This window comes from Vibrio owensii CAIM 1854 = LMG 25443, from assembly GCF_000817815.1.
Classification (GTDB): domain Bacteria; phylum Pseudomonadota; class Gammaproteobacteria; order Enterobacterales; family Vibrionaceae; genus Vibrio; species Vibrio owensii.
The window spans coordinates 170,806-197,320 of the sequence record NZ_JPRD01000023.1 but is presented as its reverse complement, the minus strand read 5'-3'; the positions used below and the strand labels follow the sequence as shown (position 1 = coordinate 197,320).

At 46.8% G+C, this 26,515-nt stretch carries 24 protein-coding genes; 9 read left to right on the top strand and 15 right to left on the bottom strand.

What is annotated here, in order from left to right; genetic code table 11:
• The first annotated feature begins 164 nt into the window (after positions 1 to 164).
• The 3 genes from mngA to manA all read left to right on the top strand — a co-directional run bounded on the left by mngA (position 165) and on the right by manA (position 6,204).
• The gene (mngA, locus tag H735_RS14470) at positions 165 to 2,099 is read left to right on the top strand and encodes a PTS 2-O-a-mannosyl-D-glycerate transporter subunit IIABC (protein WP_027726581.1); all 1,935 of its coding nucleotides are present in this window, start codon (positions 165 to 167) and stop codon (positions 2,097 to 2,099) included.
• Between the two features lie 156 nt (positions 2,100 to 2,255).
• The gene (gene mngB / locus H735_RS14465) at positions 2,256 to 4,895 is read left to right on the top strand and encodes a mannosylglycerate hydrolase (RefSeq protein ID WP_020194772.1); all 2,640 of its coding nucleotides are present in this window, start codon (positions 2,256 to 2,258) and stop codon (positions 4,893 to 4,895) included.
• A gap of 115 nt (positions 4,896 to 5,010) precedes the next feature.
• The gene (gene manA / locus H735_RS14460; RefSeq protein WP_020194771.1) at positions 5,011 to 6,204 is read left to right on the top strand and encodes a mannose-6-phosphate isomerase, class I; all 1,194 of its coding nucleotides are present in this window, start codon (positions 5,011 to 5,013) and stop codon (positions 6,202 to 6,204) included.
• A 237-nt stretch (positions 6,205 to 6,441) separates the two neighbouring features.
• Here manA and H735_RS14455 read toward each other — a convergent pair whose 3' ends face one another.
• Positions 6,442 to 6,828 (bottom strand): GlcG/HbpS family heme-binding protein, encoded by a 387-nt coding sequence (locus H735_RS14455; RefSeq protein WP_020194770.1) that lies wholly within the window; start codon positions 6,826 to 6,828, stop codon positions 6,442 to 6,444.
• Between the two features lie 9 nt (positions 6,829 to 6,837).
• Positions 6,838 to 7,806: an aldo/keto reductase gene (locus H735_RS14450; RefSeq protein ID WP_020194769.1), complete on the bottom strand. Its 969-nt coding sequence runs from the start codon at positions 7,804 to 7,806 to the stop codon at positions 6,838 to 6,840.
• 128 nt (positions 7,807 to 7,934) lie between these two features.
• Between H735_RS14450 and H735_RS14445 the strand changes: the two genes are divergently transcribed.
• On the top strand, positions 7,935 to 8,810 hold the full coding sequence (locus H735_RS14445) for a LysR family transcriptional regulator (RefSeq protein WP_020194768.1): 876 nt from the start codon (positions 7,935 to 7,937) through the stop codon (positions 8,808 to 8,810).
• Between the two features lie 9 nt (positions 8,811 to 8,819).
• Here H735_RS14445 and H735_RS14440 read toward each other — a convergent pair whose 3' ends face one another.
• The gene (locus H735_RS14440) at positions 8,820 to 10,592 is read right to left on the bottom strand and encodes an SgrR family transcriptional regulator (protein WP_020194767.1); all 1,773 of its coding nucleotides are present in this window, start codon (positions 10,590 to 10,592) and stop codon (positions 8,820 to 8,822) included.
• Between the two features lie 227 nt (positions 10,593 to 10,819).
• Here H735_RS14440 and H735_RS31915 point away from each other — a divergent pair, with 227 nt between their 5' ends.
• Together H735_RS31915 and H735_RS14435 are read left to right on the top strand one after the other, a co-directional pair.
• A complete protein-coding gene (locus H735_RS31915; RefSeq protein WP_009706196.1) occupies positions 10,820 to 10,951 on the top strand; it encodes a hypothetical protein in 132 nt (43 codons plus the stop codon).
• A 235-nt stretch (positions 10,952 to 11,186) separates the two neighbouring features.
• Entirely contained in the window at positions 11,187 to 11,726 is a 540-nt protein-coding gene (locus H735_RS14435; protein ID WP_005435499.1) for a peroxiredoxin family protein, read from the top strand.
• A gap of 114 nt (positions 11,727 to 11,840) precedes the next feature.
• On the opposite strand, the gene H735_RS14430 is transcribed toward H735_RS14435, so the two are convergent.
• Both H735_RS14430 and H735_RS14425 read right to left on the bottom strand, forming a co-directional pair.
• Positions 11,841 to 12,209: a winged helix-turn-helix transcriptional regulator gene (locus H735_RS14430; RefSeq protein ID WP_005435493.1), complete on the bottom strand. Its 369-nt coding sequence runs from the start codon at positions 12,207 to 12,209 to the stop codon at positions 11,841 to 11,843.
• 167 nt (positions 12,210 to 12,376) lie between these two features.
• The gene (locus tag H735_RS14425; RefSeq protein WP_020194766.1) at positions 12,377 to 12,961 is read right to left on the bottom strand and encodes an NAD(P)H-dependent oxidoreductase; all 585 of its coding nucleotides are present in this window, start codon (positions 12,959 to 12,961) and stop codon (positions 12,377 to 12,379) included.
• A 270-nt stretch (positions 12,962 to 13,231) separates the two neighbouring features.
• Between H735_RS14425 and H735_RS14420 the strand changes: the two genes are divergently transcribed.
• The 3 genes from H735_RS14420 (at position 13,232) to H735_RS14410 (ending at position 15,086) form a co-directional block, all read left to right on the top strand.
• A complete protein-coding gene (locus H735_RS14420) occupies positions 13,232 to 13,573 on the top strand; it encodes an ArsR/SmtB family transcription factor (protein ID WP_009706198.1) in 342 nt (113 codons plus the stop codon).
• An 85-nt stretch (positions 13,574 to 13,658) separates the two neighbouring features.
• The gene (gene arsB / locus H735_RS14415; RefSeq protein ID WP_020194765.1) at positions 13,659 to 14,714 is read left to right on the top strand and encodes an ACR3 family arsenite efflux transporter; all 1,056 of its coding nucleotides are present in this window, start codon (positions 13,659 to 13,661) and stop codon (positions 14,712 to 14,714) included.
• Positions 14,715 to 14,867: 153 nt separating this feature from the next.
• Positions 14,868 to 15,086: a hypothetical protein gene (locus tag H735_RS14410; protein WP_005435487.1), complete on the top strand. Its 219-nt coding sequence runs from the start codon at positions 14,868 to 14,870 to the stop codon at positions 15,084 to 15,086.
• A 35-nt stretch (positions 15,087 to 15,121) separates the two neighbouring features.
• Here H735_RS14410 and H735_RS14405 read toward each other — a convergent pair whose 3' ends face one another.
• The 10 genes from H735_RS14405 to H735_RS14360 form a co-directional block, all read right to left on the bottom strand.
• On the bottom strand, positions 15,122 to 15,904 hold the full coding sequence (locus H735_RS14405; RefSeq protein WP_020194764.1) for a helix-turn-helix transcriptional regulator: 783 nt from the start codon (positions 15,902 to 15,904) through the stop codon (positions 15,122 to 15,124).
• Between the two features lie 37 nt (positions 15,905 to 15,941).
• A complete protein-coding gene (locus tag H735_RS14400) occupies positions 15,942 to 16,475 on the bottom strand; it encodes a YbhB/YbcL family Raf kinase inhibitor-like protein (protein ID WP_005435484.1) in 534 nt (177 codons plus the stop codon).
• A gap of 238 nt (positions 16,476 to 16,713) precedes the next feature.
• Complete coding sequence (locus H735_RS14395; protein WP_005534602.1) at positions 16,714 to 17,076, bottom strand: RidA family protein; 363 nt, start codon at positions 17,074 to 17,076, stop codon at positions 16,714 to 16,716.
• Between the two features lie 14 nt (positions 17,077 to 17,090).
• Complete coding sequence (locus tag H735_RS14390) at positions 17,091 to 18,137, bottom strand: lactonase family protein (protein ID WP_020194763.1); 1,047 nt, start codon at positions 18,135 to 18,137, stop codon at positions 17,091 to 17,093.
• Between the two features lie 79 nt (positions 18,138 to 18,216).
• Entirely contained in the window at positions 18,217 to 20,670 is a 2,454-nt protein-coding gene (locus tag H735_RS14385) for a beta-N-acetylhexosaminidase (protein WP_020194762.1), read from the bottom strand.
• Positions 20,671 to 21,026: 356 nt separating this feature from the next.
• Positions 21,027 to 21,656 (bottom strand): bifunctional 4-hydroxy-2-oxoglutarate aldolase/2-dehydro-3-deoxy-phosphogluconate aldolase, encoded by a 630-nt coding sequence (locus tag H735_RS14380; RefSeq protein ID WP_020194761.1) that lies wholly within the window; start codon positions 21,654 to 21,656, stop codon positions 21,027 to 21,029.
• A 16-nt stretch (positions 21,657 to 21,672) separates the two neighbouring features.
• Complete coding sequence (locus H735_RS14375) at positions 21,673 to 22,617, bottom strand: sugar kinase (RefSeq protein WP_020194760.1); 945 nt, start codon at positions 22,615 to 22,617, stop codon at positions 21,673 to 21,675.
• A 103-nt stretch (positions 22,618 to 22,720) separates the two neighbouring features.
• Positions 22,721 to 24,244 (bottom strand): sodium:solute symporter family protein, encoded by a 1,524-nt coding sequence (locus H735_RS14370; protein ID WP_005435470.1) that lies wholly within the window; start codon positions 24,242 to 24,244, stop codon positions 22,721 to 22,723.
• A 234-nt stretch (positions 24,245 to 24,478) separates the two neighbouring features.
• A complete protein-coding gene (locus H735_RS14365) occupies positions 24,479 to 24,871 on the bottom strand; it encodes a RidA family protein (RefSeq protein WP_020194759.1) in 393 nt (130 codons plus the stop codon).
• Positions 24,872 to 24,922: 51 nt separating this feature from the next.
• Complete coding sequence (locus H735_RS14360; protein WP_020194758.1) at positions 24,923 to 26,368, bottom strand: N-acyl-D-amino-acid deacylase family protein; 1,446 nt, start codon at positions 26,366 to 26,368, stop codon at positions 24,923 to 24,925.
• Positions 26,369 to 26,515 lie beyond the last annotated feature (147 nt).

The following is a 26,515-nucleotide window of genomic DNA, read 5'->3' as shown; positions in this document are numbered from 1 at the left end:
CTTGTTCGCATATCGGCATACAAAAACAAGCCAAAACAATACAACAATAATACATACTTTAATTCAACTGCGATCCTGATCACGGATCATTTGTATTTAAAAGGTATTATTCACATCATTGTTGAATGCACAACAATGTCGAATGTGACAATGGGACAAAAGTTATGAAATTAACCTCTCTTACAAACCCATCGCTGATAAACCTACAAACGACGTTCGAAAGTCGTGACGCAGCGATTCGTGCACTTGCCGACCAGCTAGACCAGCAAGGCAAACTGCATAACAAGGAAGAATACCTACAAGCAGTGTTTGCTCGTGAAGAGCAAGGCCCGACGGCGCTAGGCGAAGGCTTAGCAGTACCGCACGGTAAGACAGATGCAGTAAAAGAGGCGGCGTTTGCCGTAGCCACACTAAAACAAGACTTAAAGTGGCAAGGTCTGGATGAAGACGAAGACGTAAACCTGATCTTCCTAATCGCAATTCCAAATGCGGAAGCAGGTTCAACACACATGCACTTGTTGACCGAACTGACCACAACGCTAGTGGATGACGATGTTCGTGAAGCAGTGCTAAATGCTACAAATGTAGAACAAATTTTCGCTTTGCTTGATGGTCAGGCAGAGCAAGAAGAAAAACAAGTCCAATTAGATACAAATGCACCAACCATCGTTTGTGTGACGGCTTGCCCTGCGGGTATTGCGCACACTTACATGGCAGCAGAATACCTAGAGAAGACAGGTAAGAAGCTGGGTTACAACGTGCATGTTGAAAAGCAAGGCGCAAACGGGATTGAAGATCGTCTAACTGCTGAACAGCTCAACAGTGCAACAGCGGTCGTTTTCGCGGCTGAAGTGGCAATCAAAGAGTTAGAGCGTTTTGACGGTATTCCTCGTGTAGAAGTGCCAGTTGCTGAGCCGATCAAACACTCTGAGCGCATTCTTAACGAAGCAGTTGAAGCAGGTAAAGCAGGTCGAAGTGCAGGCGCTGCAGTTGCAACCAACGACAAACCGAAGAAGCTACCACTTAAAACTGAACTAAAACAAGCACTGCTATCAGGTATCTCTTACGCGGTTCCTCTTATCGTTGCTGGCGGTACCGTACTTGCTGTTGCCGTGCTATTGGCACAAATGTTCAACCTACAAGATTTGTATGCAGAAGAAGGCTCTTGGCTGTGGATGTACCGCAAGCTAGGTGGTGGTCTACTGGGTACATTGATGGTTCCTGTACTGGCGGCATACACCGCTTACTCATTGGCAGATAAACCAGCGCTTGGTCCAGGCTTTGCCGCAGGTATCGCCGCGAACCTTATCGGCTCTGGCTTCCTTGGTGGTGTTGTCGGCGGTTTGATTGCTGGTTACGTCATGCGTTGGGTAAAAGAGAACATACGTTTGAACCCAGCGTTCAACGGCTTCTTAACCTTCTACTTATACCCGGTTATCGGTACTTTGGTTGCTGGCTCATTGATGCTGTTCGTTATCGGTAAACCTGTTGCTTGGCTAAACCAAGGTTTGACAGACTGGCTAAACGGCATGTCTGGTACCAACGCCCTACTTCTAGGCGCAGTAATTGGTTTATTCGTATCGTTTGACCTTGGTGGTCCAGTCAACAAAGCCGCTTACGCATTCTGTCTGGGTGCAATGGCGAACGGTGTTTACGGTCCATACGCTATCTTCGGCTCAGTGAAAATGGTCTCTGCGTTCACAGTAACGGCTTCAACCATGCTTGCACCTCGCCTGTTCAAAGATTTTGAAATCGAAACAGGTAAATCAACTTGGTTGCTTGGTCTAGCGGGCATCACTGAAGGTGCGATTCCGATGGCTATCGAAGACCCAATCCGCGTTATTGGCTCATTCCTACTTGGATCGGTCGTAACAGGCGCAATGGTAGGTGCTGCTGGCGTAGGTCTATCGACTCCAGGTGCAGGTATCTTCTCAATCTTCCTACTACACGATGCAGGTCTAGGCGCATTCACGGCTGCGGCAATCTGGTTTGGCGCTGCGCTGATTGGTGCAACTATCTCGACCATCACTCTCATCATGTGGCGAGCACACGCAGTAAAAAAGGGCAAATTTGTCACTGAGGCTGCCGCTCAACATTAATTCGAATCATTCATAGATTCGCTCAACACAAACTTTGGGCGTGGGATTTCTGCGCCCTAAATATTCGTCGGCAAGCATAAACGCCGCAAAAACGAATAGAAAGCAATCAAATTTAAAACAAATTAACGGCAATTATTGCCTAAGACGGTAAAAGTTATGACTACATCTCGCGTTCATATTACTCCTCACATGCACTGGGATCGTGAATGGTACTTCACTACAGAAGAGTCTCGCATTCTGCTAGTGAACAACATGGAAGAAATCATGACTCGTCTGGAAAACGATCCAGACTACAAATACTACGTTCTAGACGGTCAAACCGCAGTTCTAGAAGATTACTTCGCAATCAAGCCAGAAAACAAAGAGCGCGTACGTGAGCTAGTACAAGCAGGCAAACTGATTGTTGGCCCTTGGTACTCTCAAACGGATACGATGCAAGTATCTGGTGAATCTATCGTACGTAACATGCTTTACGGATTGCGCGACTGTCTAGCGCTAGGCGAGCCAATGAAGATTGGTTACCTACCAGATTCATTCTCTATGAGCTCTCAGCTACCAGCTATCTACAACGGTTTTGGCATCAATCGCGCAATGTTCTGGCGTGGTTGTTCAGAGCGTCACGGCACAGATAAAACCGAGTTTTTGTGGCAATCAAACGATGGCAGCGAAGTCTCTGCGCAAGTACTGCCACTGGGCTACGCGATTGGTAAATACCTACCGCAAGACGAAGAAGGTCTGCGCGCGCGTCTAGATAAATACTTCCCAGTGCTAGAAAAACCGTCGGTAACAAAAGACATCTTACTACCAAACGGTCACGACCAAATGCCTATCCAAAAAGACATCTTCGAGGTGATGGATAAGCTACGTGAAATCTACCCAGACAAAGAATTCAAAATGAGCCGCTTTGAAGAAGTGTTCGAGCGTATTGAAGCCGAGCGCGATCAGCTTGATACCATCAAAGGCGAGTTCAACGACGGTAAATACATGCGTGTTCACCGTACTATTTCTTCAACGCGTATGGACATCAAACTGATCCACGCAGAAGTAGAAAACAAGATCGTAAACATTCTTGAGCCATTAGCGTCTATCGCATGGACACTGGGCTTTGAATACCACCACGGTCTAATCGAGAAGATGTGGAAAGAGAGCATGAAGAACCACGCTCACGACTCGATTGGCTGCTGCTGTTCAGACAAAGTACACGCAGAGATCTTGAACCGTTACATCCTTGCTGACGACATGGCGACCAACCTGATCAACTTCTACAAACGTAAGATTGTTGACCACATGCCTGCACGCGAAGGTTGCGACAAGCTAGCACTATTCAACCTATCGCCATACGCTCGTGAAGAAGTGGTAAACACCACCATCACTATCCGTGCAGAACAGTTCAACCTGTTTGATAAAAACGGCACGCCAGTTGAATACTTCATCCAAGATCAACGCGTAATCGACCCAGGTAAGATTGACCGTCAAATCGTTCACTACGGTAACTACGACCCGTTCATCGAGTACGACATTCAAATCAAACACACTGTGCCAGCGATGGGCTTCACTACCCTACACATTCAAGCGAATGAGAAAGGCACACAAAAAGTGGCTGAGCAGAAAGAGTTCCTTCTTGAGAACGAATTCTACCGCATCAACGTCAACGCAAACGGCACTCTGAACATCTTCGACAAAGAGACAGAGCACCTTTACGAACAAGCGCTGCGCATTGAAGACGGCTCTGACGATGGTGATGAATACGACTACTCACCTTCTCGTAAAGAGTGGCTACTGTACTCAGACGAATTCGATGCAGAAGTGAATGTGAAGCACGAAGGTTTCCAATCTGTGGCAACCATCAAGCTGCGCATGAACTTGCCAGAGAACCTACAACAACGTGAAGAGCGCACAGGTCAAAACGGTTACCTAGACGTGAACTGCCAAGTGGTTCTAAAACAAGGTACACGCCGTATTGAAGTTCGCATGGAGCTGGACAACCAAGCTGACGACCACCGCGTTCGCGTATTAGTACCAACACCGTTTGTGTCTGAAACCGTAGTAGCAGATAACCAGTTCGGTTTGATCACTCGCCCAACGAACGATCTAGAAATGGCGAACTGGGAAGCAGACGGCTGGAAAGAAGCACCAGTGCCGGTTTACCAACTAATGAACTTTGCTGCGGTTGAAAACGCACAAGGTGGTATGGCGCTAATGAGCAACGGTCTGCGTGAGTTTGAAGTGATTTCAAGCCAAGGCAATGAAGAGCGTGACACATTCGCCCTAACCCTTCTGCGTGGTATTGGCGTATTGGGTAAAGAAGAGTTGTTGCTTCGTCCGGGTCGTCCATCTGGTATCAAGATCCCGACGCCAGATTCACAAGTACGCGGCAAGATCGTTTGTGAGTTCGCACTGTTTGGTTTCGCGGGCAACCACATCGAAGCAAACGTAATGGCAGCGGCGCGTGACAACGTGACTCCAATCCAGTGCTACAACAAGCTCCCTTACAACGCGATGAAGCTGAACGTAGGCGAGCAAAATTTACCGCTAACGCACAGCTTGCTAAACAAATCGCTAGAAGGCGCGGTACTGAGCGTACTGAAGAAGGCGGAAGACGAGGATGCACTCATCCTGCGCGTCTACAACCCATCAGAGAGCGAAGTGATTAACGACACAGTGGCGTTTACTTCAGAAGTCACGTCATGGAAAGAAACTCAGCTAGACGAGAAAGTCCTACTAAATGAAGTGGACACTGCATCGTTCGGCACGCTGAAGCCGTGTCAGGTTAAGTCTTTCCAAGTGAAGTTCTAATCCGGTTCTCGGGATAAGGCCATCGACTAGATAGCCCGTCCAAACCGACTCAGGCTTGCTCTCATCGTGGAGCAAGCCTCTCCTCTTCTTTCGTTCCAATCAAGAGAATATCGCCATGCAACACGCTCTATTCAAACTGGACAATGTGATTCAAAACTACGCTTGGGGCAGCCACACCTCGATTCATGATTTATTCGGCATCGACAATCCAGCAAACGAGCCACAAGCAGAAATCTGGATGGGTGCTCATCCAAACGGCTGTTCAAAGCTTGCTGACACCAAACAGCTGCTGTCAGAAGTCATCAACCAAAACAAAACGCAATCGCTGGGTGATTACACCGCTGCACGTTTTGGTGAACTGCCATTCCTATTTAAAGTGCTTGCCGCTGAAACACCGCTGTCTATCCAAGTACACCCTAGTAAGCACAAAGCGGAAATTGGCTTTGCTCGTGAAAACGAACAAGGCATCCCGCTTAATGCTGCAAACCGTAACTACAAAGATCCAAACCATAAGCCGGAGTTGGTTTATGCGCTGACGTTTTACAAAGCGATGAACGGCTTCCGCCCAATTGAACAGATCTTATCTCTGTTTGAGCAAGCGAACATCACTGCTCTAGAGACTGAAATCAACGCACTGAAAGCCACACCAAACAGTGAAGGTCTTAAAGTGTTCTTCTCTGCAATTATGTCGTTAGAAGGCGAGCGCAAACAACAGGCTTTGAATGAGCTATACGCAAGCTTAGAGCGCCCTGCGAAAACTACTATGGCACGAGAAGCTTACGGTTATATTCAGGACTTCCGTCAGCATTACGCGGACGATATTGGTCTGTTTTCGCCATTGATGTTGAACACGATTGAACTCGCTCCGGGCGAAGCAATGTTCCTTCATGCTGAAACGCCACACGCATACGTCCAAGGAACAGGTTTGGAGATCATGGCGAACTCAGACAACGTACTGCGCGCTGGCTTAACACCTAAGTACATCGACGTTCCTGAGCTTATCGACAACACCATCTTCAACGCGATTGACCCAGAACAAATCAAGCTCGCGCCCGTGCATAAACAAGGCAAGCTTAGTTACCCAATTCCGGTGGATGATTTCGGTTTTGAAGTGATGGCCGTTGAAGGTACAGCAACGACTCAATTCGTACGTAGCGCAGAGATTTTGTTTTGTATCGAAGGGGAAATCTCGGTTTCTAGCCAAGACGATCACATCACTTTGAAAGCGGGTGAATCGGTCTTCGTCTGCAGCAACTCAGTGAAGTACGTTTGCCAAGGTCATGGCACCTTAGCTCGCGCCTTTAACTGATTGGCAAAATGAACTGACAGCTTATTGGATAGCAGCTTTCTGTTATCCAGTAAGCACGCTCCTAACCTAGGTTTGCGCTGATTTTGTCAGTGGTCAGCAATAACCACCTTGTCACTCTCCACTTCGATGACGCTTTTCGAAGGCGAGCAGGCATTTACCGTTGATATTCGTGGTCAACTCCATCATTTTGACCATCCCCACCAATGTCTAGCGAAGAGCATTGGTGGGATTTTTTGTTTACAGCGCTTTTAATACTTCCATCGCAAGTGCTTCATCATCTTGCTCAGCCAAACCACTGATGCCAATTGCCCCGACGACTTTCCCCTCTTGTTCTACAGGTACTCCGCCCATAAAGCCCGTGATCTTTGGGTCAGTCCAATAGCTCAACTGCTTACCCGTCTCACGAGCCCAAGCGCCCAAATTTCCACTAGGCTGACGGTCTCTAGCCGAGGTGTAGGCTTTATTTTGTGCCAACAAACCTGCTTGCACGCTCACATCATCCATTCGGGCAAAACCGAGCAACTCACCATGCGTATCCACCACGGCAACCGCAATGTTTTGCTTGCGAGCAGTCGCAATTTCCAATGCCGTTTGAATCAGAGTTTGAACTTGTACGTATTTCATTTTTCTCTCCTAAGGAATCTCATGGCCAAGGGTTTTCTCGAACAATCCATACCAATGGCTGCGTGATAGCGTGACGTTCTCTACTTGAGCACAAGCGCGAATACGCTGTGGGTTTGCAGTACCAATAACAGGCTGAATTTGGTTTGGATGACGCGTCAGGAAGGCTAAAACAATCGCCTCAGACGACACACCATATTCAGCTGCTAGCGCCATCACCATCTCCGCCGTCTGTCTGGTATTGTGATCATCAGAATGTAAGCCACGCTCTGAGAATCTGCCCTGCGCCATACTGCCCCACGCTTGCAGTTGGATATTGTGCCTACGGGCATGCTCCAGTGTTCCTGCAACGTAGTCAGATGCAGACGAAGGAAGCCCCATGCCCTGCTTGATGAAGTCAGACTTAGCCAGACTCATTTCTAACTGGTTCGCCACAATAACTTCGCCCGTTGCATGTTGGAGAAGATCAATTTGAGCACTGTTCATGTTAGAAACACCGAAGTGGTTAACTTTGCCAGCTTGTTTCAGGGCTTGTAGCGCTGTGCCCAGTTCTTCAAATTCAACCAAAGGATCAGGACGATGCAGCATCAAAACATCAAGATTCTCCACGCCAAGGCGCTCAAGAATGCCCTCAACAGAAGCCGTCACCCATTTAGCAGAGAAGTCATACTGCTTAACACCATGCTCACCTCCTAGACGGATGCCGCACTTGGATTGCAGATAAATTCGCTCTCGTAACGTTGAGTCACTGGCTAAGATGCGCCCAAACACTTCTTCTGCCTTACCAAATTTGTAGATATCCGCATGATCAAAGAGATTGATGCCAACCTCTAATGCTGCCTCTACAGCGGCATAAGCTTGGTTTTCATCTTGGGCGGTTAACGGGTTGCGATTCCACTCCCCTCCAAGCCCCATGCAGCCGAAGACCAAGCGGCTAACGTTGGGTAAGGTTTTGGCGAGCGGTAGTGTTGGATTGTTCATCGTTATTCTCACTTTTCCGATTTCTGCATTTTTAATTTCTTAAGTTAACTCGAACCATCTTACCGTTCGTAAAAATTAGTTTAATACCGTAAAATCGAATTCATTATCCCCACTAGCGAACAATCAAGATGGCAGATTACAAAAGAATTGAAAAACTGATGCTGTTTGCCGAAGTGGCTCAAACACTCAACTTTTCTAGAGCAGCAGAGCAACTTGGCATTTCTAAAAGCTACCTGTCGGAACAAATCAAGCGATTGGAATCGGAACTCGCTACGCCTTTGATTGTTCGAACCACACGCAGCGTGAGATTGACGGCAGAAGGTGAGTCGATCTTTGCACAAGCGGAAGATCTCAAACGACGCGTAATGGAAATGGAAAAGAGTTTAAGTCAGCAATCTGAGCAAATAGACGGCCTGATTCGGCTTACCGCTCCCAAGATGTTTGCTGAAGCGGTGCTGCATGATTTATGTGTGGCGTTTCGCGCTCTACATCCAAACGTAGAGTTCGAGATCCTTTCTAGCTATCAAGCATTTAATCTGACGGAAACCAGCGTCGACTTTGCGTTTCGAGCGACAAGAACCCCGCCAGAGAATATGATTGCACATCACCTTTTGGACTACTACCACTGGCTAGTTGCTTCTCCTGAGTATCTACAAGAAGAAGGCACGCCGGAAACGTTAGCGGATTTAAAACAGCATCAATGCTTAACCACATTGCATCAAAAAGAGTGGCCGTTAAAAACGGGAACAGTTCAAACCCAAGGTTGGCTTTCTAGCAACGAAAACCGCTTACTCAAAGAATCAGCCCTATCTGGCAATGGCGTTGCTCGATTAGCCAGTTACTTTGTCGAGCAAGACGTTGAACACGGCCGTCTAGTGCAGGTTCTGTCGGAAGAAACTGACCACCAACACAACGCGGTTTACTTGGTGTATCCGCAACTCATCTATCAGTCAGCGAAAACCAGAGCCTTCATTGAATTCGTGAAGCAGCACTTTGCTAAATAAGTAAGACAGTTAATCCGCTGACCACACCGAGCGAATATCTGGCCAACCCCAGTTGGTTAAAGCAACATCTTCCAATACACCTTGGAAGCGCAAAGTTTGCGTATGGTGGAACATAGGTGCAATCCAGTATTCGCTGACGAGTGTGGAAGCAATAGGTTCTAGCGCTTTGAGGTAACCTTCTAGCGCGGTATACGCGCGCACTTTCTCTAATTGCTCATCCAACCAAGTCGCATTCTCTTCACCCAAGGTGTGGTGCAACACGGTATTGCTAAAGAAGTTGGTAAACGCCGAAGCGTGACGGTTGTCATCTAAGTTAATATTCGTCACCACCAAGGTTTCATCCAATGTGCCGTTCTTGGCTTTTTCACTTAGCTCTCGGTAGGAATACATCACAATGCCGACTTTGCTACCTGTCCCTTCAAGTAGGTTAGCAATTGCACGCGCACATCGTCTCAAGGCCGTGTAGTTGTACCCTGCGATGGTAATATGTTTAGGCAGTTTGCTTTCTTCACCAAACGGTCTTAATACGGGTTTCCACGTTGGCAACATGTTGTAAGCAGGCACGCTGCCAAACACGATTTTTTCTTTGCGCATCACATCAGCAAGTCGTTCCGGTTGAATCAGCTCGGCGATATAACGGCGCTGCGCTTGAGACAGAGGATACTTGGCATGTTGATTAAACAAGGCAAACAAGCAACCGTCCTCGGTGCGACTGTGTTGACTCGCCGGAGCCGCTTCTGCATCTTGTGTCGACATGTAATGCCCGCACATGCTGTCGGCAAGCTCGTCGTCCGCTTTTTCTACCTGCTTAGGTGGCGTATTTGCGGCTAGGGATGGGTTCTCCATTTTCTCATCATTGACGATCCAGATCGTCACCATGTCGGTCAGTACTCGACAGGCGTAATAGCCGTCAAAAGCTTGCAGTTTTAATCGATGGGCACTGTGTTCAATCACAGAGAAAGGACCACTGCCAACGACCAAATTGTTATTGGCGACGTTCACTTGGCTAACAGGTTGGATACCGTACTTCACGCCAGAAATAAGCCCAGCAAAACCCAAATCTGGCTTGCTAAGGGTAAACACAACCTTGAGTGGGTTTGGCGCAGTAATGTTATCGACATGAGCCAATTCTTTCTCATACAACTCAAGAGAACTGAGTTTAGCAAACAGGCTAACAACGGTATCGGCATCAATCGGTGCGCCATTGTGAAAAGTTAAGCCCGGGCGCAGGTAGAAGGTCCATTCGTAACTTTTCTCGTCATAACGCCAATGATGAGCAAGCTCTGGCTTCACCACTCCGTTGTAGTCACTGGATACCAAACAACAGTAGATTTGACGCAAGAAGAAGCGCTCACTGCTTCGATGCAGTTGATGAGGAACAATACGCTCAAACATACGTTTGTAGGTGAGCTGAATGTTGAGTCGACCTTCTTGAACAGACGCCCCTGAAGTCGTTTTGAGCAAACGTCCAAACGCAGCTTCATCTTCATCGAGAATCGCCAACGCTTTTTCGTATTTACCCAGTTTGATTCGCTCCAGTGCGAGGCTTTCTTTTAACGCACTCAACTCGATGTTCAGCAATAACGTTGAACGCTGATTTCGTCCCGCCTTTGGTAGCCAACTCAACCATGCTTGCTCCTGCATTTGCGACAGTAAGCTGCGTGCATGGCGAGGAGAAGTGAACAGCAGGTCAGCGACTTCCTGCAATGTGGTTTTGGCTTCACTTCCCACGCCAAATGGTGTGAGTCGTTGGTAGTAGCGGAACAAGTTGAGATCAGACACCGCGCGCCCTCAAAAAGTGGATATAGGTTTATTTTACTCAACTTATCCGAGAGAAAATAAGAAAACTTCCAAACACTTTGTTCCCCTTTTTACCCTCACTAACGCAAAAATCGGTGAGTTAGCGCACCTTCTGGGGCTAACTAGGAATAAACCACAGAAATCTACTCTCTTTTTCAGCTCCTCTTTTCTTCGCATACTGACCCTGTCAGCAACAAGGAGGAAACACTATGCGATTCCAAATTCGATCAGCGAAAGACATGCCGACAATGGCAACCTATTTCCGAGAGCGCGTTGCGCATTCGGACAACAAGCTTGAAGTTATGGCTCTGGTAACAATGAACGATTTCTTCAACTGGTAAACGAACCTTAAGCAGAACTTAGCTCCTGATACTACACCCCCAATTCGTTGTATCTTTAAGTTCTGCTTTCCTCTTCTAACTGTTTCTTTTTCTTGCCATTCATTATCTAGGTTACCAAAAGTTAACTAGTTGAAATGCCGCAAAACTGGGTCTACATTGAAGTCTCACCCCCTACACAATCGCTTTTATTGCGAAGGGGCATCCATGGATATATACCACCAAATCGGGAGTCATTATGGCAACTTCAGTGAAACTTAAAGCGGGCGACAGCTTCCCTTCTCTTCAAGCAACCTTGCTAGATGGTTCAAGCGTGACGTTAGGTCAGCCGCAAGGTGATGCGACTTGGCAAGCTGTATTCGTTTATCGTGGTAAACACTGTCCTCTTTGTACCAAATACCTCAATGAGTTAGAGGGCTACAAACAAGCTTTCGCAGAAGCAGGCGTTGATATTCTTGCGGTTTCAGGCGATTCAAAAGAGCAGCTTGAGGGACATCTAGAGAAACTCGAAATCAGCTTCCCGATTGCTTACGGCCTAACCGAAGAACAAATGAAAACATTGGGTCTGTACATTTCACTGCCTCGTTCAGAGCAAGAAACTGACCATAACTTCGCAGAACCGGGGCTGTTTGTGGTGAATGAACACGGCAACTTGCACGTGGTGGATATTTCAAACAACCCATTTGTTCGCCCTGAGCTTGGCGCACTATCACGTGGTTTGGCTTGGATTCGTAATCCAGACAACAACTACCCTATCCGTGGTACGTTGGACTACTAAGCGGATTACGCCCAATCAGCCCCAAACAACAATCAAACATAAAAAATGCCAGCGATATGCTGGCATTTTTATTGGCTTAAACCGTTAATCGATGATGAGATACAAAAGGCCGCGTTATTTACGCAACTCAATCTGGTGAGTCTCAGACCAAATTCGCAAATCATCAAGAATCTTAAGTGCGGTACGGCCGAACTCTGTTAGCTCATAGCTGACTGCAATTGGGCGATCGCTGATCACTTTGCGCACCACCATACCTTCCGCTTCTAGCTCTTTAAGGCGTTGGTCGATCATCTTTTTGCTTGCGCCGCCTAGCATGCGTGCTAAGTCATTGAAGCGAACTGGGCCATCTTTCAAATGAAAAATCAAAGAGCCTTTCCATTTACCACCAATTAGACGCATCCCTTTCTCGATAGCACATGGCTCCGCACATACGTTAGCCACTGACTTACGACCTTTGCTATCTACACTGATTCTGCTTTCCACAATACACCTCAAGATACGCACCCAATCTAGGTAACGAAAAGTAAGCTAGATACATTTAGTGCTTTAGAGTAATAAAAACGTCACCTCGCCGCAAACAAATAAAAATGGACCGCCTGCAGCAGTCCATCTCAATTCATCATTCAGTTCGCACTATGTTTCTAAAAGGATTAGAAGTTTTCGTTAATGTGCGCTTCGAAACGAACAAAATCGTTTTCGATATCTGCGTTCTTCATCACGTCGTAACAAGCGAATGTAGGCAGTGCTGACATACCAAAGAAGCGGAAGTTAGCGTGCATATGGAACATCAAATCGTCCACGCCTTTACCTTGGAATAGGTATTCGTTCTCATCATCAAACGATTCTTCTGGCGCGTTGAATGTCAGTGACAGCATGTATTTGCTGTTGGTTTGAGTACCGCCTGTACCATAGTTTTTCTTTGGTTCTTCTGCGCTACGGCCATCAAATGCACACAGTGCGCCGCCCATACCCGCAGTAAACACGTCGTCCATGTATTTTTTGAATGACCAAGGCACAGACATCCAGTTGATTGGGCTTTGGATGATCACGCGATCAGCCCATTCAAAGTGTGCGAGTTGATCATCTACGTTGATCTCATCTTGCAGTGTCACAACGCGAACCTCATGACCTTTTGCTTGGAGAAGCGTCTGTGCTTTGTCGACAAGAGAAGCGTTTAGACGACCTTCTGAGTATGGTGATGGTTCGTGTGCGTTGATGATCAGTACGTTGCTCATGGGATTACCTTTAAATAAGTTCACAAGATGACGCAATAACCATTGTGCGTCGGATGTGGTTTATTATGGTAACCTAGAAATATAGTGCAATTAGTTAACTTTTAGTAACCTACTTGGATTTTGATTATATTACTGTTTTTACAAGAGATATTTTTTCAACTTTTTATTCATCGTTATTTCCCGATTAATTTTTTCATCGATTTGTTGCATCTTCCACAGAGCAGGCGTACACTTTATCGCAATTCGACGATTAACTATTAAGGCCAGCGAATGAGTGATAAGTGCAACGACACGTGCGAAGTTGTTTTTCAGACAACACAACAACAGCTCGAGAAAGAACAAACTCTAGCAGCACAAGCAAAAGCTTTGTCACACCCAGCACGTTTACGCATTCTGCATATCCTGCACACGCTTGATACAATGGGCGGTTGTTTGAACAGTGATTTGGTTTCTGAACTGGGTCTTGCGCAATCTACTGTTTCCGAGCACTTGCGCATTCTAAAGCAAGCTGGCTTTATCAGCGCCGAGCCAAACCCACCTAAGGTGTGTTACCGCATTCAACGCGACGCGTTTGATCAGTTCAATCTAGGATTTTCCAAGTTATTTGATTAATTCCCTTTGCACGCTGGTCAGGCGTGCAGAGATAAACTATACCTTTAACTATCGCCTTTCGACGATAAACGAATAAGAGAACACTATGACTACTCAAGTTTTAAATAGTGCCAGCGACAAAATGAGCTTCTTGGACCGTTACCTAACGGTGTGGATTTTTGTTGCAATGGCAATCGGTGTAGGTATTGGCGCAGCATTCCCTCAAGTTGCTGAGTGGAACGAGTCAATGTCAGTTGGTAGCACAAACGTACCGCTAGCGATTGGTTTGATTTTGATGATGTACCCGCCACTCGCAAAGGTGAACTACAACCTGCTAGGCACAGTGACGAAAGATAAAAAAGCGATCACGCTGTCTTTGGTCATGAACTGGATTGTCGGCCCTATTTTGATGTTCATCCTTGCATTGACTTTCCTAGGTGATCATCCGGGCTACATGGTTGGTATCATTCTGATCGGTCTTGCTCGTTGTATTGCGATGGTATTGGTATGGAACGATATCGGTGGCGGTAACAAAGAATACGGTGCAGCTCTAGTTGCATTAAACAGCGCTTTCCAAATCGTGACTTACAGTGTGATGGCATGGTTGTTCATCACTGTGTTGCCACCAGTCTTTGGTTACGAAGGTTTCGTGGTTGATATCTCGATGATGGACATCGCGGAAAGTGTTCTGATTTACCTTGGTATCCCATTCCTAGCGGGCTTCCTAAGCCGCAAATGGCTGGTCGCTGCGAAAGGTGAACAATGGTACAACGACGCGTTCATCCCACGCATTTCACCAATTACGCTTATCGCCCTACTTGCGACCATCGTACTGATGTTCAGCTTAAAAGGTGAAATGATTCTTGAACTTCCAATGGATGTATTCCGTGTAGCAATTCCACTGGCTATCTACTTTGTGTTGATGTTCTTTGTCAGCTTCTTCGTTGGTAAGAAAATGGGCATCGACTACGACAAAAATGCATCGATTGCTTTCACGGCAACAGGCAACAACTTTGAATTGGCAATTGCGGTTTCTATCGCGGTGTTTGGCCTAAACTCAGACCAAGCTTTTGCTGGTGTCATTGGTCCACTGATCGAAGTGCCTGTATTGATTGCTTTGGTGAACGTAGCACTCAAAATGAAGAAGAAATACTACAAATAACCAAAGGTTATAGTGACTTGAAAGCGCCCGTCGTTAAAGCGATGGGCGCTTTTTTATATCCGCTCTAGGCATAGGCTTATTAACAAATTCCTATTTGCTAACTCAAAGTTTTGAACAATGTTTTAAATTAATCATTCACATAGGAGTTTGAGTATGAATTTAGAATATAAAAAACTGAAGTGGCATGCTGTTCTCAAGCTTTCACAACAGACAATTAAATACCTTGAAGAAGAAAACAGTACGAGCTGGAGTGACGTTGATAAAGTAAAAGCGAACGTCCACGCTGCAGAGTTACTGCAACAGCTTCTGTCTGATTTGGCGATTGCAGATTCCAAAGCACCAACTGCGTTGCACTCGGTAAAACGCGCGTAAGCGATTAAACGCGCGCAAGCAATTATTCGCAAGCGCTAACTGACCACAACCGTTTTGATGTAGTCACTCGGAGTCAATCCGAATTTGCCTTTAAAGCGTTGACTAAAACGCCCCTCGGATTGATAGCCGCAAGACTGAGCCAACAGCGCGACGTTGTAATGACCATTCTGCATCAAATACAAGGCATGATTTAAGCGTACTTCCGCCAGCACTTCCCGATACTGAGTGCCCTCTTGCTTGAGCTTGCGAATCATAGTCGCACGGCTCATGGCAAAACGTTCAGCCACTAGCTCTAATGGGTGTTCCTCTCCCGGAGAATGCGACAAATAACGGCTCAGCTTCTGGCTGAATGTTGTGTTCGCACTCGCAAACAAGTGATGCAACACACCACGCTCAGCAAGTTGTTGATACAACCCCATTACCCAGAAGGTTTGGGTCTCTTTGCTCATGGTTTGTTGGTCAAACGAGAACAAAGCATTGAGCGTGTCTTCCAAGGCTTTATCGGCTTCTAATGTCGGCTTTTCTTCACCACCGTCAATGCTTGCACTCAGTTCAAGCATTGCTTCTGACGGCAAACAATGAAAGCTGAACATTCTAGAGAGAAACTTACCTTTTTGCGGTAAGTTCTCAAAACTCAGCGATGCGGAAGCCTCACAAAGCAGCAACTCAGAATGGGAAAGATCCAGCGCCGATTCTTTCCAGAACAGACGCTTACTGCCCGTGATGATCTGAATGATACTTGGGGAATGGATCTTCACATTACGCAGTTTCTGTAACTGCTCGGCACGAAACAACGTGACTCGATATTGATGGCTCATCTATTCCCCTCGTTTTCTATCATCTACCCATTACGGCTTAACGTGTGTACGTCGCCGTCAGTTTTGCTTTGTCTAGTGCCATGCTGTTAAGGGTAAAACCAACCACAGCAGCCGGCGTGTTTTCATCTAGGTTTAGTTTCTCTGTTGGCAATGCCCAAACCGTAAATTGGTAGCGGTGCATGCCGTCTGCTTCTGGTGGGCAAACGCCACCAAAACCAACCGTTCCGTAGTCAATACGCGACTCTTTACCGCCCAATTTTTCAATGTTCACTGCGCGTGGCAGTTCACTTACTGAAGCTGGAATGTTAAACGCAACCCAGTGCCAGAAACCACTGCCAGTAGGTGCATCAGGGTCATAAGCCGTGATTGCAAAGCTCTTAGTTCCTGCTGGCGCGTCCTTCCACATCAATTGTGGAGATTGGTTGCCACCATTACAGCCCCAGCTGTTGTATTCGAAGGTCTTCGCCATAGGATGACCTTCTTGGATGTCTTTACTGGTTAACTCAAATGCTTGCGCTGAACCCACTGCCAATAAGCTTAACGCCAAAACCGATGTAGTGATTGCTTTCATGATGATGCTCCTATTTCTTAAGTTCGGGATAAGTGTATGCCCCAAAAGAAACAGCAACCGATCATTAAGTATCAAAAGAACTCATTTTAAGCCAATAAGTGATACTTTGCGTGATATTTTCAAATTCGTGCTTACTGGCGACCTATTTGGTTTATGCTGATTAGTTCAATAAAACAAAGCCCAGCGTTATTGAGCTATATAACGCTGGGCTTGATGGTTTAAGTAGAGAGATGTCGAACTACTGGAACTTCTCACCCGCAGCAGCAACGAACGCCATTTCTACCAACAGTTCAGGGTTCGCCAATTCAACTTTGACGCAAGCACGGCTTGGTGCGCAGCCCTCAGGGAACCACGCATCCCACACTTCGTTAAGCGCATCGAAGTTAGCAAAATCCGTCACGTAAATCGTCACAGATAGAATGCGCGACTTATCGCTATCAACACTGGCTAGCATTTGTTCAGCTTGGTCGAAGATCTGCTGCACTTGCCCTTTCATATCCGCAGTGGTGTCAGCTTCTGCCACCTCAACAAAGTTGGCAATACCGTTGAATACCGTTACATCAGACCAACGTTTGCATGGATTAATACGATGAATTGTCATGTTATTTCTCTTAATTACGACTTCTCAACCAAACACACAGGCGCACCGATGTCGCATGAGTATCCGGTTGGAGTGATAGCGCCAGTTTCCGGATTCCTGTGAAAGCTAGCGACATTATGTGAATGTTGATTAGCAACGAGCATCCACTGCCCGTCATGGGATAAAACAAAATCTCTTGGGAACGCGCCACCACAATCGGACGCGGCAATTTGAACCGGAGTATTGCTCGTTACATCAAATGTGCTGATCAGATTTTGCGCACGGCATGAGACATAGACAAAGCGCTCATCCGCAGAGAGACGAATCGCAGACGCCGCTTCTTTGTTCTCTTCATCGGCTAGCAGTTTAACTTGCTGAGTCAGATTCCATTGTCCGTTTTGCTTGCGAAGTACCACCAGCGTTTCAGACAATTCGCAAACAACGTACGCGACAGATTCATCACGATTGAAGATCAAATGACGAGGCCCTGAGCCAGCAGGCATAGCGACACTTTGAGAAAGTGGAAACTTAACTGTCTCACCATCATTGCCGTAGTCATAAAAGTGAACACTGTCTGTACCTAAATCGACCACAGCCAATTGAGCGGAATGTTCTAGAAAAGTGACTTGATGGGCATGAGGGGAAGTTTGACGGTCAATATTGGGTCCATTACCTTCTACATACAATTCTGCAATGGATTTCAATGGCTTACCTTGCTCATCAAGTTGGTAAACACTCACATTGCCGGAACCGTAGTTTGCAACAGCGAGTAACGGTTCTTTAATGTCGATATGGCAAGGGTAGTCACCTTCAATTGGCAGTGCATAGTTGTCTGTTTTTTCAGCAAATATCAGCTCTGCACCTGCCAAGCGTTCGACTTCATTAAATGTATATAAACCCTCTCCTTTGAGCGCAAGGTAAGAAGGGTTACGAATCGTTTTTACTGCGTCTGGAACAAGTTCATTGATGAGCGTTAATGCGCCAGTAGCAGTATCGAGAGAAACACACGCAATGCCCTGACTTTGACTTGGTGAATCGGTATAGGTGCCTACATAAAAATGTAAGTGACCATTTACTATCATGGGAAACCTTTAGGAGATAAAAGAGTGCTTAACCGATAAGATGCCGCCTGCGTTACCAGACGGCAATCCCTTTTAGTTATCAATCGGTTAAAGTGTGAAGCAACTGCTCGGTTGGTACTACGATGGCGACAATCGTTTCATCAAAAATAATCGCATTTTCATCGATAGTACATTGATACGCTTCAGTGTCAGATTGGCTAATGTCACTGCCCTGCTTGGCGAGCTCAATCAAAGTTAAACCTAAATCGGCAACTTTGATTGCGGCTTCTGCAACTGGCACCGTTTCTACCGACGCCACGTTCGCCGCGAAAATAGGTTTGGCTTGCTGCGCCGCTAACTTAACGCTTTGATAATGCATCGCCAACGCATCCAATGCTGCTGTATCACCTTGAGTATAAGCCGCGACTAAATCTTGCATCTCATACACTGCTAGGCTTTCTACTGGCAGTGCATCCGCAAAGCGGTTTAGTCGCTCATACTGATTGTACAAATCACCTTCGTTTGGCGTAGAGATCCACTTCTCCCAATGACGAGCGTAGTATTGAGCCGGCTCGATGTACTTCGCTAACGTTTGTAGCGGTGTTTCGTCCGCGCCATTAGCAAGACGTTTCAACATCATATTGGCATCGGCATGATGACGTAGACCAAGCGAAATCTCAGACCATGTATCCATCACCTTCATGCGCTTGTACATGCTGCGCTCATCGGTCAGTTCTTGACTCGACCATAGACGCTCAGCAATCGCGTAGCTTCTCGGCCATAAACGTTGCTCGATGGTCATTGAATCGAGGTTCTCACCCCAGATAGTGATTTCTCCACCTAAGATTAGCTGCTGTTCTTTCTCGGTCAGTTCAGCCGGATAGCCACCGTTCGGCTCAGGAATGACACTCCCCTGCATGTCACTGCTCGCGACCAATTCTCCAGTCGCAGGCCAACGAACATTGCCAATCAATTGGTAACTGGTGTCTTTCAACTTGCCGTCCGCAAAGTCATAGTTGAATTCGGTGTAAGACATAAAGTTATCGAAATGCCCTTTAAACTTCACACCCGGCACGTACTCGATGATGAACACTTCTTCGCGGGACTTACCGTTGTAATCGGTAAACGCACGGTAGCTGCCGTCTGTCGCTTCAATAATGGTTAGATTACCTGTACGTGGACCACCTTTGTTGCGTGGTTTCACCCAATCATAAGTCGCGAATTTCTCACCTTGATGAAGTTGGTCATCAACCGTGATTCCTTTCGGCATTGGATCATTGCGGTAGTGGTAACTGGTTGGTTGTGGCTGGTCTAGGTAATAGCCTGTTGAGAGAATGCCTTGATAGCCCTCTTTTGCTGCTCGACCTATACTGTCGTGCCCTTGCCAACTTTGAATCACAATCGAGGTTGGAAGGTCTTTGTGCCAGATTTCATCCCAGCCAGTCATCTTCTTGTCGCGCTGTTCCAGCATCTGTTCAACCTTGGTGTTCAGATACGATTGCAGACCGCGCTCACCATCCAGATTGTTGTCTTTGATGAATTGCTGAATCTTCGGGTTGTCTTTCCACTGTTGATAATTTGGTTCATCCCCGCCGATATGGAAGTACTCATCAGGGAAAAGCTCAACCACTTCGTCAAACACGCTCGCCAGCATCTTGTAGAGTTCAGGATTGGTCGGGTCCATTAACGGCTCAAACACACCCCAGCCACGTTGATGCGGATAAGATTGCTCACCCATACCAGACATTAATTCAGGGTAAGCGTGCGCCACTGCCGAAGCATGTCCCGGCAAAGAGATTTCAGGGATAACTCGAATGCCAAGGTTACGCGCGTAATTCACCACATAGCGGATTTCGTCTTTGGTGTAGTAATCACCATCTGCGGTGTTTTGCCAAAGCTTTTGGTAATTATCGAGCTGGATACGAATCGCTTGGTCATCCCAAATATGCCAATGGAAAACGTTCATTTTTGCTGATGCCATAGCATCGAGTTGGCGAAGAATCACGTCGAGTTCAATGAAGTGACGAGAAGTATCATAAGAAACACCACGCCAAGGAAAGCGCGGCTCATCTTGAATCGACACAGCAGGCACAAAGTACCCAGTTGCGTCCGTAGTCACTAGCTGCAAGAAGGTTTCTAAACCATGGAAAGCACCGTAAGGGCGTTCGGAGCGAATGATGATCTGACCATTACGCGATTCAAGTTGGTACGATTCATCGCTGTTAATATCTTGCACCTCGGACTTAGGCGCATTACGAATATCAATCACCAAGGTCGCGTCTTTTTCCGACTCAGCATGCCAGTTCAGCATTGGTAAGCCGGTTTGGCGATATAGACGATCCATGGTGCGCTTTGCGTTGAACTGCACGCGCGGGGAATCGTAACCTTTGATGTACATGCTGAAGGATTTATCCAGTGTGATTTTACCCTGCCCCAACTCTACATTTTGTGGGTAAGGCATTAGGTTAAGCTCGGTGTTGGGAGTCATCGCCATCGCTGCCGTTGGAATTGTGATTAAGCCTGAAATGAGTAGTGCTAATGTACCTTTGTTCATCCGCGCCATCCTGTCGTTGCTAGGGGCTGTTGATCTTTCGCGGTTAAATTTTGTTCGAGATAAAATCGTTTTAGGCGCGGCAAGGAGTGTGCCGCCTAGTCATTCTAAGCAAATACTCCTTAACAAAGCATAAAACGATTTTAGCCGAACCCTTTGGGCAGCGTTTGTTGGTCATTTCTACTGCGTTATCGACTTCTCATGTAGGCTAACTACATAGCAAAGTCTCTGCTTTGTATAAATATCCAACAATTCGCTGCAAAAATCAGCTCGAAAGTTCAACAGACCCTATAATTGTTCAACCCAAGTCACGCTATTTAATGGGGTCTCGCAACTTGGGTAAAAGAGCTCTGTTTGAGTTACGCAACCAGCTCTACTGCTTCACGAACCAGCTTGCCAATTTCGTCCCATTGTTCGTTTTCAATTAAGCTCGGTGCCACCATCCAAGTACCACCGCAGCAAACCACACGGTCGATGGCTAGGTAATCATTGACGTTGTTCTTACCGATACCGCCTGTCGGCATCAGGCTCACATCAACATAAGGTGCAAGTAGTGACTTCACCATCGCGATACCACCGCTCGCTTCCGCTGGGAAGAATTTGAGGAAGTTCAAACCCAGCTCTAGTGCTTGCTCAACCTGACTTGGGTTATTGACGCCCGGTACGATTGGCATGTTGATTTCTTGGCAGCGAAGCACGGTATTTGGGTTCAACCCCGGCGCGACAATAAACTCTGCACCCGCGTCTTTCGCTTGGGTAATCTGCTCTGGCGTCAGTACCGTGCCAGCACCGATGCACATTTGCGGGTAAGCATCGCGCATGGCCTGAATCGCATCGGCAGCGGCGTCTGTTCGAAACGTCACCTCCGCAACCGGCAGACCGTTTTCTACTAACACTTTCGCCAATGGAATTGCGTGCTCAACCTTATTGATCTGGATAACAGGAATAACTTTGAATTGCTGAAGTTGCTGAATCATTGCTTGGGACATAATACGTTCTCGGAAATTATCGAATTAGATGAGTCATGGCGTGGTTTGGAATGATCGCGCCAGGATATTGAATAACGGTTGCTGCTAGTGCGTGACCGAGTTGGGCAGATTGCTCGCAGCTTTGTCCGGTCAATCGGCCAGCAAGGTAACCAGCAGCAAATGAATCGCCGGCGGCACAGGTGTCGATGACTTTGACAACCTTCTCTGCGGCTACGTAAGCGGTTTGCTTGTCATCACCATGCGACCAAACCAATTTGCAAGGCTCACAGCCACGTTTAATCACAATTTCTTGGCAACCAAAGCGAAGGCAGCGTTGCTCTACACTTTCCTCTTCATCCCATACCAAGACATCATCATCTTCTGTGATAAGCGCAATGTCGACCAGTGGCAGAATTTGGCTGTACCAATGTTTCGCCTCTTGTGCAGACCAAAGTTGAGGACGGAAGTTATTATCGAAGATAACCTTGCCTCCACCTTGTGAGAACTGACTTAACGCCTTTTTAAGCCTTACTTTGCTATCGTCATTTAGAATCGCGACGCTGATGCCACTTAGGTAGAAGTAATCCAGCTCTCGGTTCGCAATCGCAGCTTCTAATTTGTTGAGCGAAGAGGTAGAGAAGTAGCTTGTAACGGCTGCACTGTCACGCCAATAAAGAAAGCTGCGTTCGCCTTCTTGGTCGGTCTGCACCATGTACAAACCCGGAAGCTGAGCTGGGAATATTTCGACAAGGTCAGTCGCAATGCCTTCTTGTTGCCAGTTTTCCAGAAGCTCTTGAGAAAGTACGTCTTCCCCAAGACCGGTCGCGTAGGACACTTGGACAGGCTGCTGAGCCGTTAGTCGAGAGAGGTAAAGTGCGGTATTGAGCGTGTCGCCACCAAAGCCTTTGCGAATTGGGTCGCCGCTCAGTTCAATCATGCATTCGCCAAAGAAAGCAATTTTAGTCTGGGATGAATCGGTCATCGTTCACCTACTTTGGATAAATTTAGAATGGTGGCTCGGGGGAGCCACCAGTTTGTCAGGAGCTTATGAGCGAGTTTCTGTTCGAGCCGGAAACTCTCAGCTGTTAAGCGTTTTGATTTGCCGCCGTTGCGCGATTTTGTAGAGAAGCGTCTTCTTCCAGAACACCTTTGTCAGACAGTTCCATTTCCATTAGAGCACGCTCATCATCAAGGATTGCTCGTGCCATTTCTGGTGATACTTGGTTAGCTGGAGTCACTAGGCTCACTGCCACACCAGCAGTTAGAGCAAACAAGCAAGATGGAATCACTGGGTTGCCCCAGAAAGCGGTCAGGTCAGGGCTCAGCATTACTGCAAATGAAGCAATAGACGCACCTGCCAATGTTGCCAACGCACCTTGCCAGTTGTAACGCTTCCAGAAGCGACCCAACATACCGCACACGAACATGCCAGACATGACTGTCGAGATCATCTTAGTGATGTAGCCGATGATGTCGTTAGAAGTTAGCGCGAATAGCAATGCACAACCGATCACCACAACCAAAGCCAAGCGAGAGTAATTCAACATGGATTCTTTGTTTGGCACGCGACCGGTGAACATGACGTAAACATCACGCAGTAGGATAGAAACGCCCGCAATCGCATCGGAACTCGCACTCGACATGGTTGCTGATAGACCAGCAATCAGAACGATAAGACCAACACCTACTGGCAATACCGTTGCCGCGATGTATGGGAAAGCAAAGTTCGCGTTGTTCAGTTCAGGGTCAATCGCATGCGCCGCCATACCGATGACTGCTGGGATGATGGAGAAGAACAAGTACAGCACACCAGAAGCCACGAACGAACGGCGGATGGTTGATACATCTTTGCCTGAGTAGATGCGTTGGCGGAATGAAGGCGTTGCAAGTACACCCACACCAATCACAACAGCAAGAGAAACCGCTGGGATTAAACCAAGCTTATCAATCGCAAGGAAGCTCACCGCTTCTGGGTCCATGGCAGAATACAGGTTATCCAAGCCGCCAATGTGCTGCACTGACAGTACAGCCATTAGGATGAAGCCAACGAATAAGATGATAGCTTGAATGGTGTCTGTCCAAACCACCGCAGTGTAGCCGCCAATAACGACGTAAATGGTAAACGCTGCTGCGATGATCATCTTCGCAGTGCTCAGCTCAATATCGGCAATCCACGCTAGGTACATACCACCACCAAGGATGTGTGCGCCTAACCAGCCAATAGAAGCGATAAAGATAAGCAGACCAACCACGTTCTTCACGATGCGGTTTGCACCTACGTAGTATGCGAGCTCTTCACTCATGGTCATAAAGTTGAGTTTACGAACTGGCGCGAACCACAGTGCCAATAACAAGATACCAATTGCGCCGCCAATGCCGTAAAGCGCACCAGCCCAACCGTTTGAGTAACCAAAGCCAACCGCGCCCATACTAGAGCCCGTGCCAACCATAGTTGCTACCGTGGTACCTAATACGAGGAACAGAGGTAAGCCTCGACCACCGAGTAGAAAGTCTTCACCTGATTTTTGATTGCGAGAGACAAACCATCCCAACCAAATTAAAAATAAGACATACGCACCGAAGCCGGTAAGAAAAAGTGTACTGTTCATTGAACACCTCTCATATCAAAATCCATCTTTCAGATTGATATAATTCCAGCAGCAAGTATTAGATTTTATTCCAGAAATTATCTAATTTTATTTTAATAGCTTTTGCTAAATATATTAGGCACTACTGCTTTATGAAATTATATTTATGTAGGGAGTGAGAGTGCCAAAAAGATAATAACAGGAAAGTAATTAATTCCGGCACTCTATTTTATTTAATTAGGTAAAGTGTGATTTCTATCGGCGCTCTTCGCGGTAGCAAGTCACATCGACTTCGACTTTCACGTCCACCACGAGATCACACACCATGCAAATACGTGCAGGAGGGTGGTCGCCAAAGAACTCTCTGAACACTTTATTGAACGATTGGAAGTAACGAGAATCCGTTAGTACTACTTTTACGTGTACCACGTCAGCTAACGTGTAGCCAGCCTCTTCCATGATGTCGACACAGTTTTGAATCGCTAGGCGAGACTGGTCAACGATACCACCTTCTACCACTTCGCCGTCAGTCATTGGTGTTTGACCCGATACGTATAAGAAGCCGCCCGCTTCTGTTGCTCGTGCAAATGGTAAATGTTGACCGCCAGTACCTACGCCGCCTTCTACACCATAACGTTTAATTGACATAATATTCTCCAGTGATAATGCTTAATCTATAAAATTAATTTATTTAATAAGTTATTGATGGGTATTATTTCGATAAATAAATACGCCATTTCTATTTTCGGTGACTTTATCTTTTAAATAAGATAGCTCGCCATTTACAAATACAGATTCAATACCTTGCGCGACAGAAATTGGATTTTCGAACGTTGCAGTATCTTTAATTGTATTTGGGTTAAATAAAACCAAGTCCGCGTAAGCGCCTGTTTTTATTTCCCCACGATCTTTCAGTTGGTAGCGTGTTGCTGACATCCCCGTCATCTTGTGAATCGCTTCTGCCAATGGGAAAAGCTGTTCTTCACGACAGTAATGCCCCAAAACTTTCGGGAATGTGCCCCACAAACGTGGATGTGGATGCGGGTCATTTGGTAATCCATCCGAGCCCACCATGGTCAACTTATACTTAAGGACACGTTTGACGTCGTTTTCATCCATGCAGTGATAAACCGCACCCGCAGGTTGCAACGCTTTTGCTGCTTCCATAAGAGGCAGTTGCATCTCGTCAGCAATGTCTTTCAGCATCTTGCCAGCGTGTTCAGGTTTACTTTCAGACCAAGTGATGAAGATGTCGATTTCATCCGTCACCTGTTTTAAATCCAGCGTTGAAGAACTGGCAGAATATGGGTAGCAATCGCAAGACACGTCTTGATGCTCAGAAACCTTGTCCATCAAATCCAGCACTTCTACCGTGCGTCCCCAGTTGCCTGCACCTGCACATTTCAGATGAGAAATCACCACTGGCACTTTGGCGTACTGCCCAGTTTCAAAGGCTTCTTCCATTGCGCTGATGATTTCTTCAAACTCAGTACGCATGTGCGTGGTGTAGATACCACCGTGATGACCGAGAATTTCCGCTAGGCGCATGACTTCATCCGCGTTCGCTTGCTTGGCACTCGCATAAGCAAGACCCGAGCTCAAACCCAATGCGCCCTCTTCCATCGCTTGTGCCAGTGTTTGGCGCATTTGCTCGATTTCTTCATCGGTTGCCGTGCGCAGTAAGTCGTCCATCACGTTGTTACGTAAAGTTGTGTGACCGACTAACGCAGCGACGTTGACAGCAGGGTTCGCCGCTTGCACCGCCTTCGCATACTCCGCAAAGGTTGGGTATTTGAAGTCTTCCTGCTTGCCCAATAGGTTCATTGGGTCTGGCGGAGTATCATTGAGTACCGCAGGGCTCGCGCTAATTCCGCAATTTCCTACGATTACCGTCGTCACGCCTTGGCTGATCTTTGGCAAGCAGTCAGGGTAACGAATCACATTGGTGTCATCGTGCGTGTGCACATCAATAAATCCCGGAGCCAACGCAAGACCCTGACCGTTGATAACCTTCTTTGCAGAAAGCTCGCCTAGCTGCCCTACTTGCTCAATACGATCTTGACGAATCGCAACATCAGCAATGAATGGTGCTGCACCCGTACCGTCAAATACCTCTACGCTTTTGATAATGGTATCGAACAACATACTTCACTCTCTTCGTCCGTCGTTAACATGATTCCATCTTAATAATTCTTGAAATTTAAACAGTGAAGAAACACACAAAAAACCCAGATTTGTTTGATACTTTCTAACACATTATTTATGATAGTTAGCAACAAACACTTAATATCA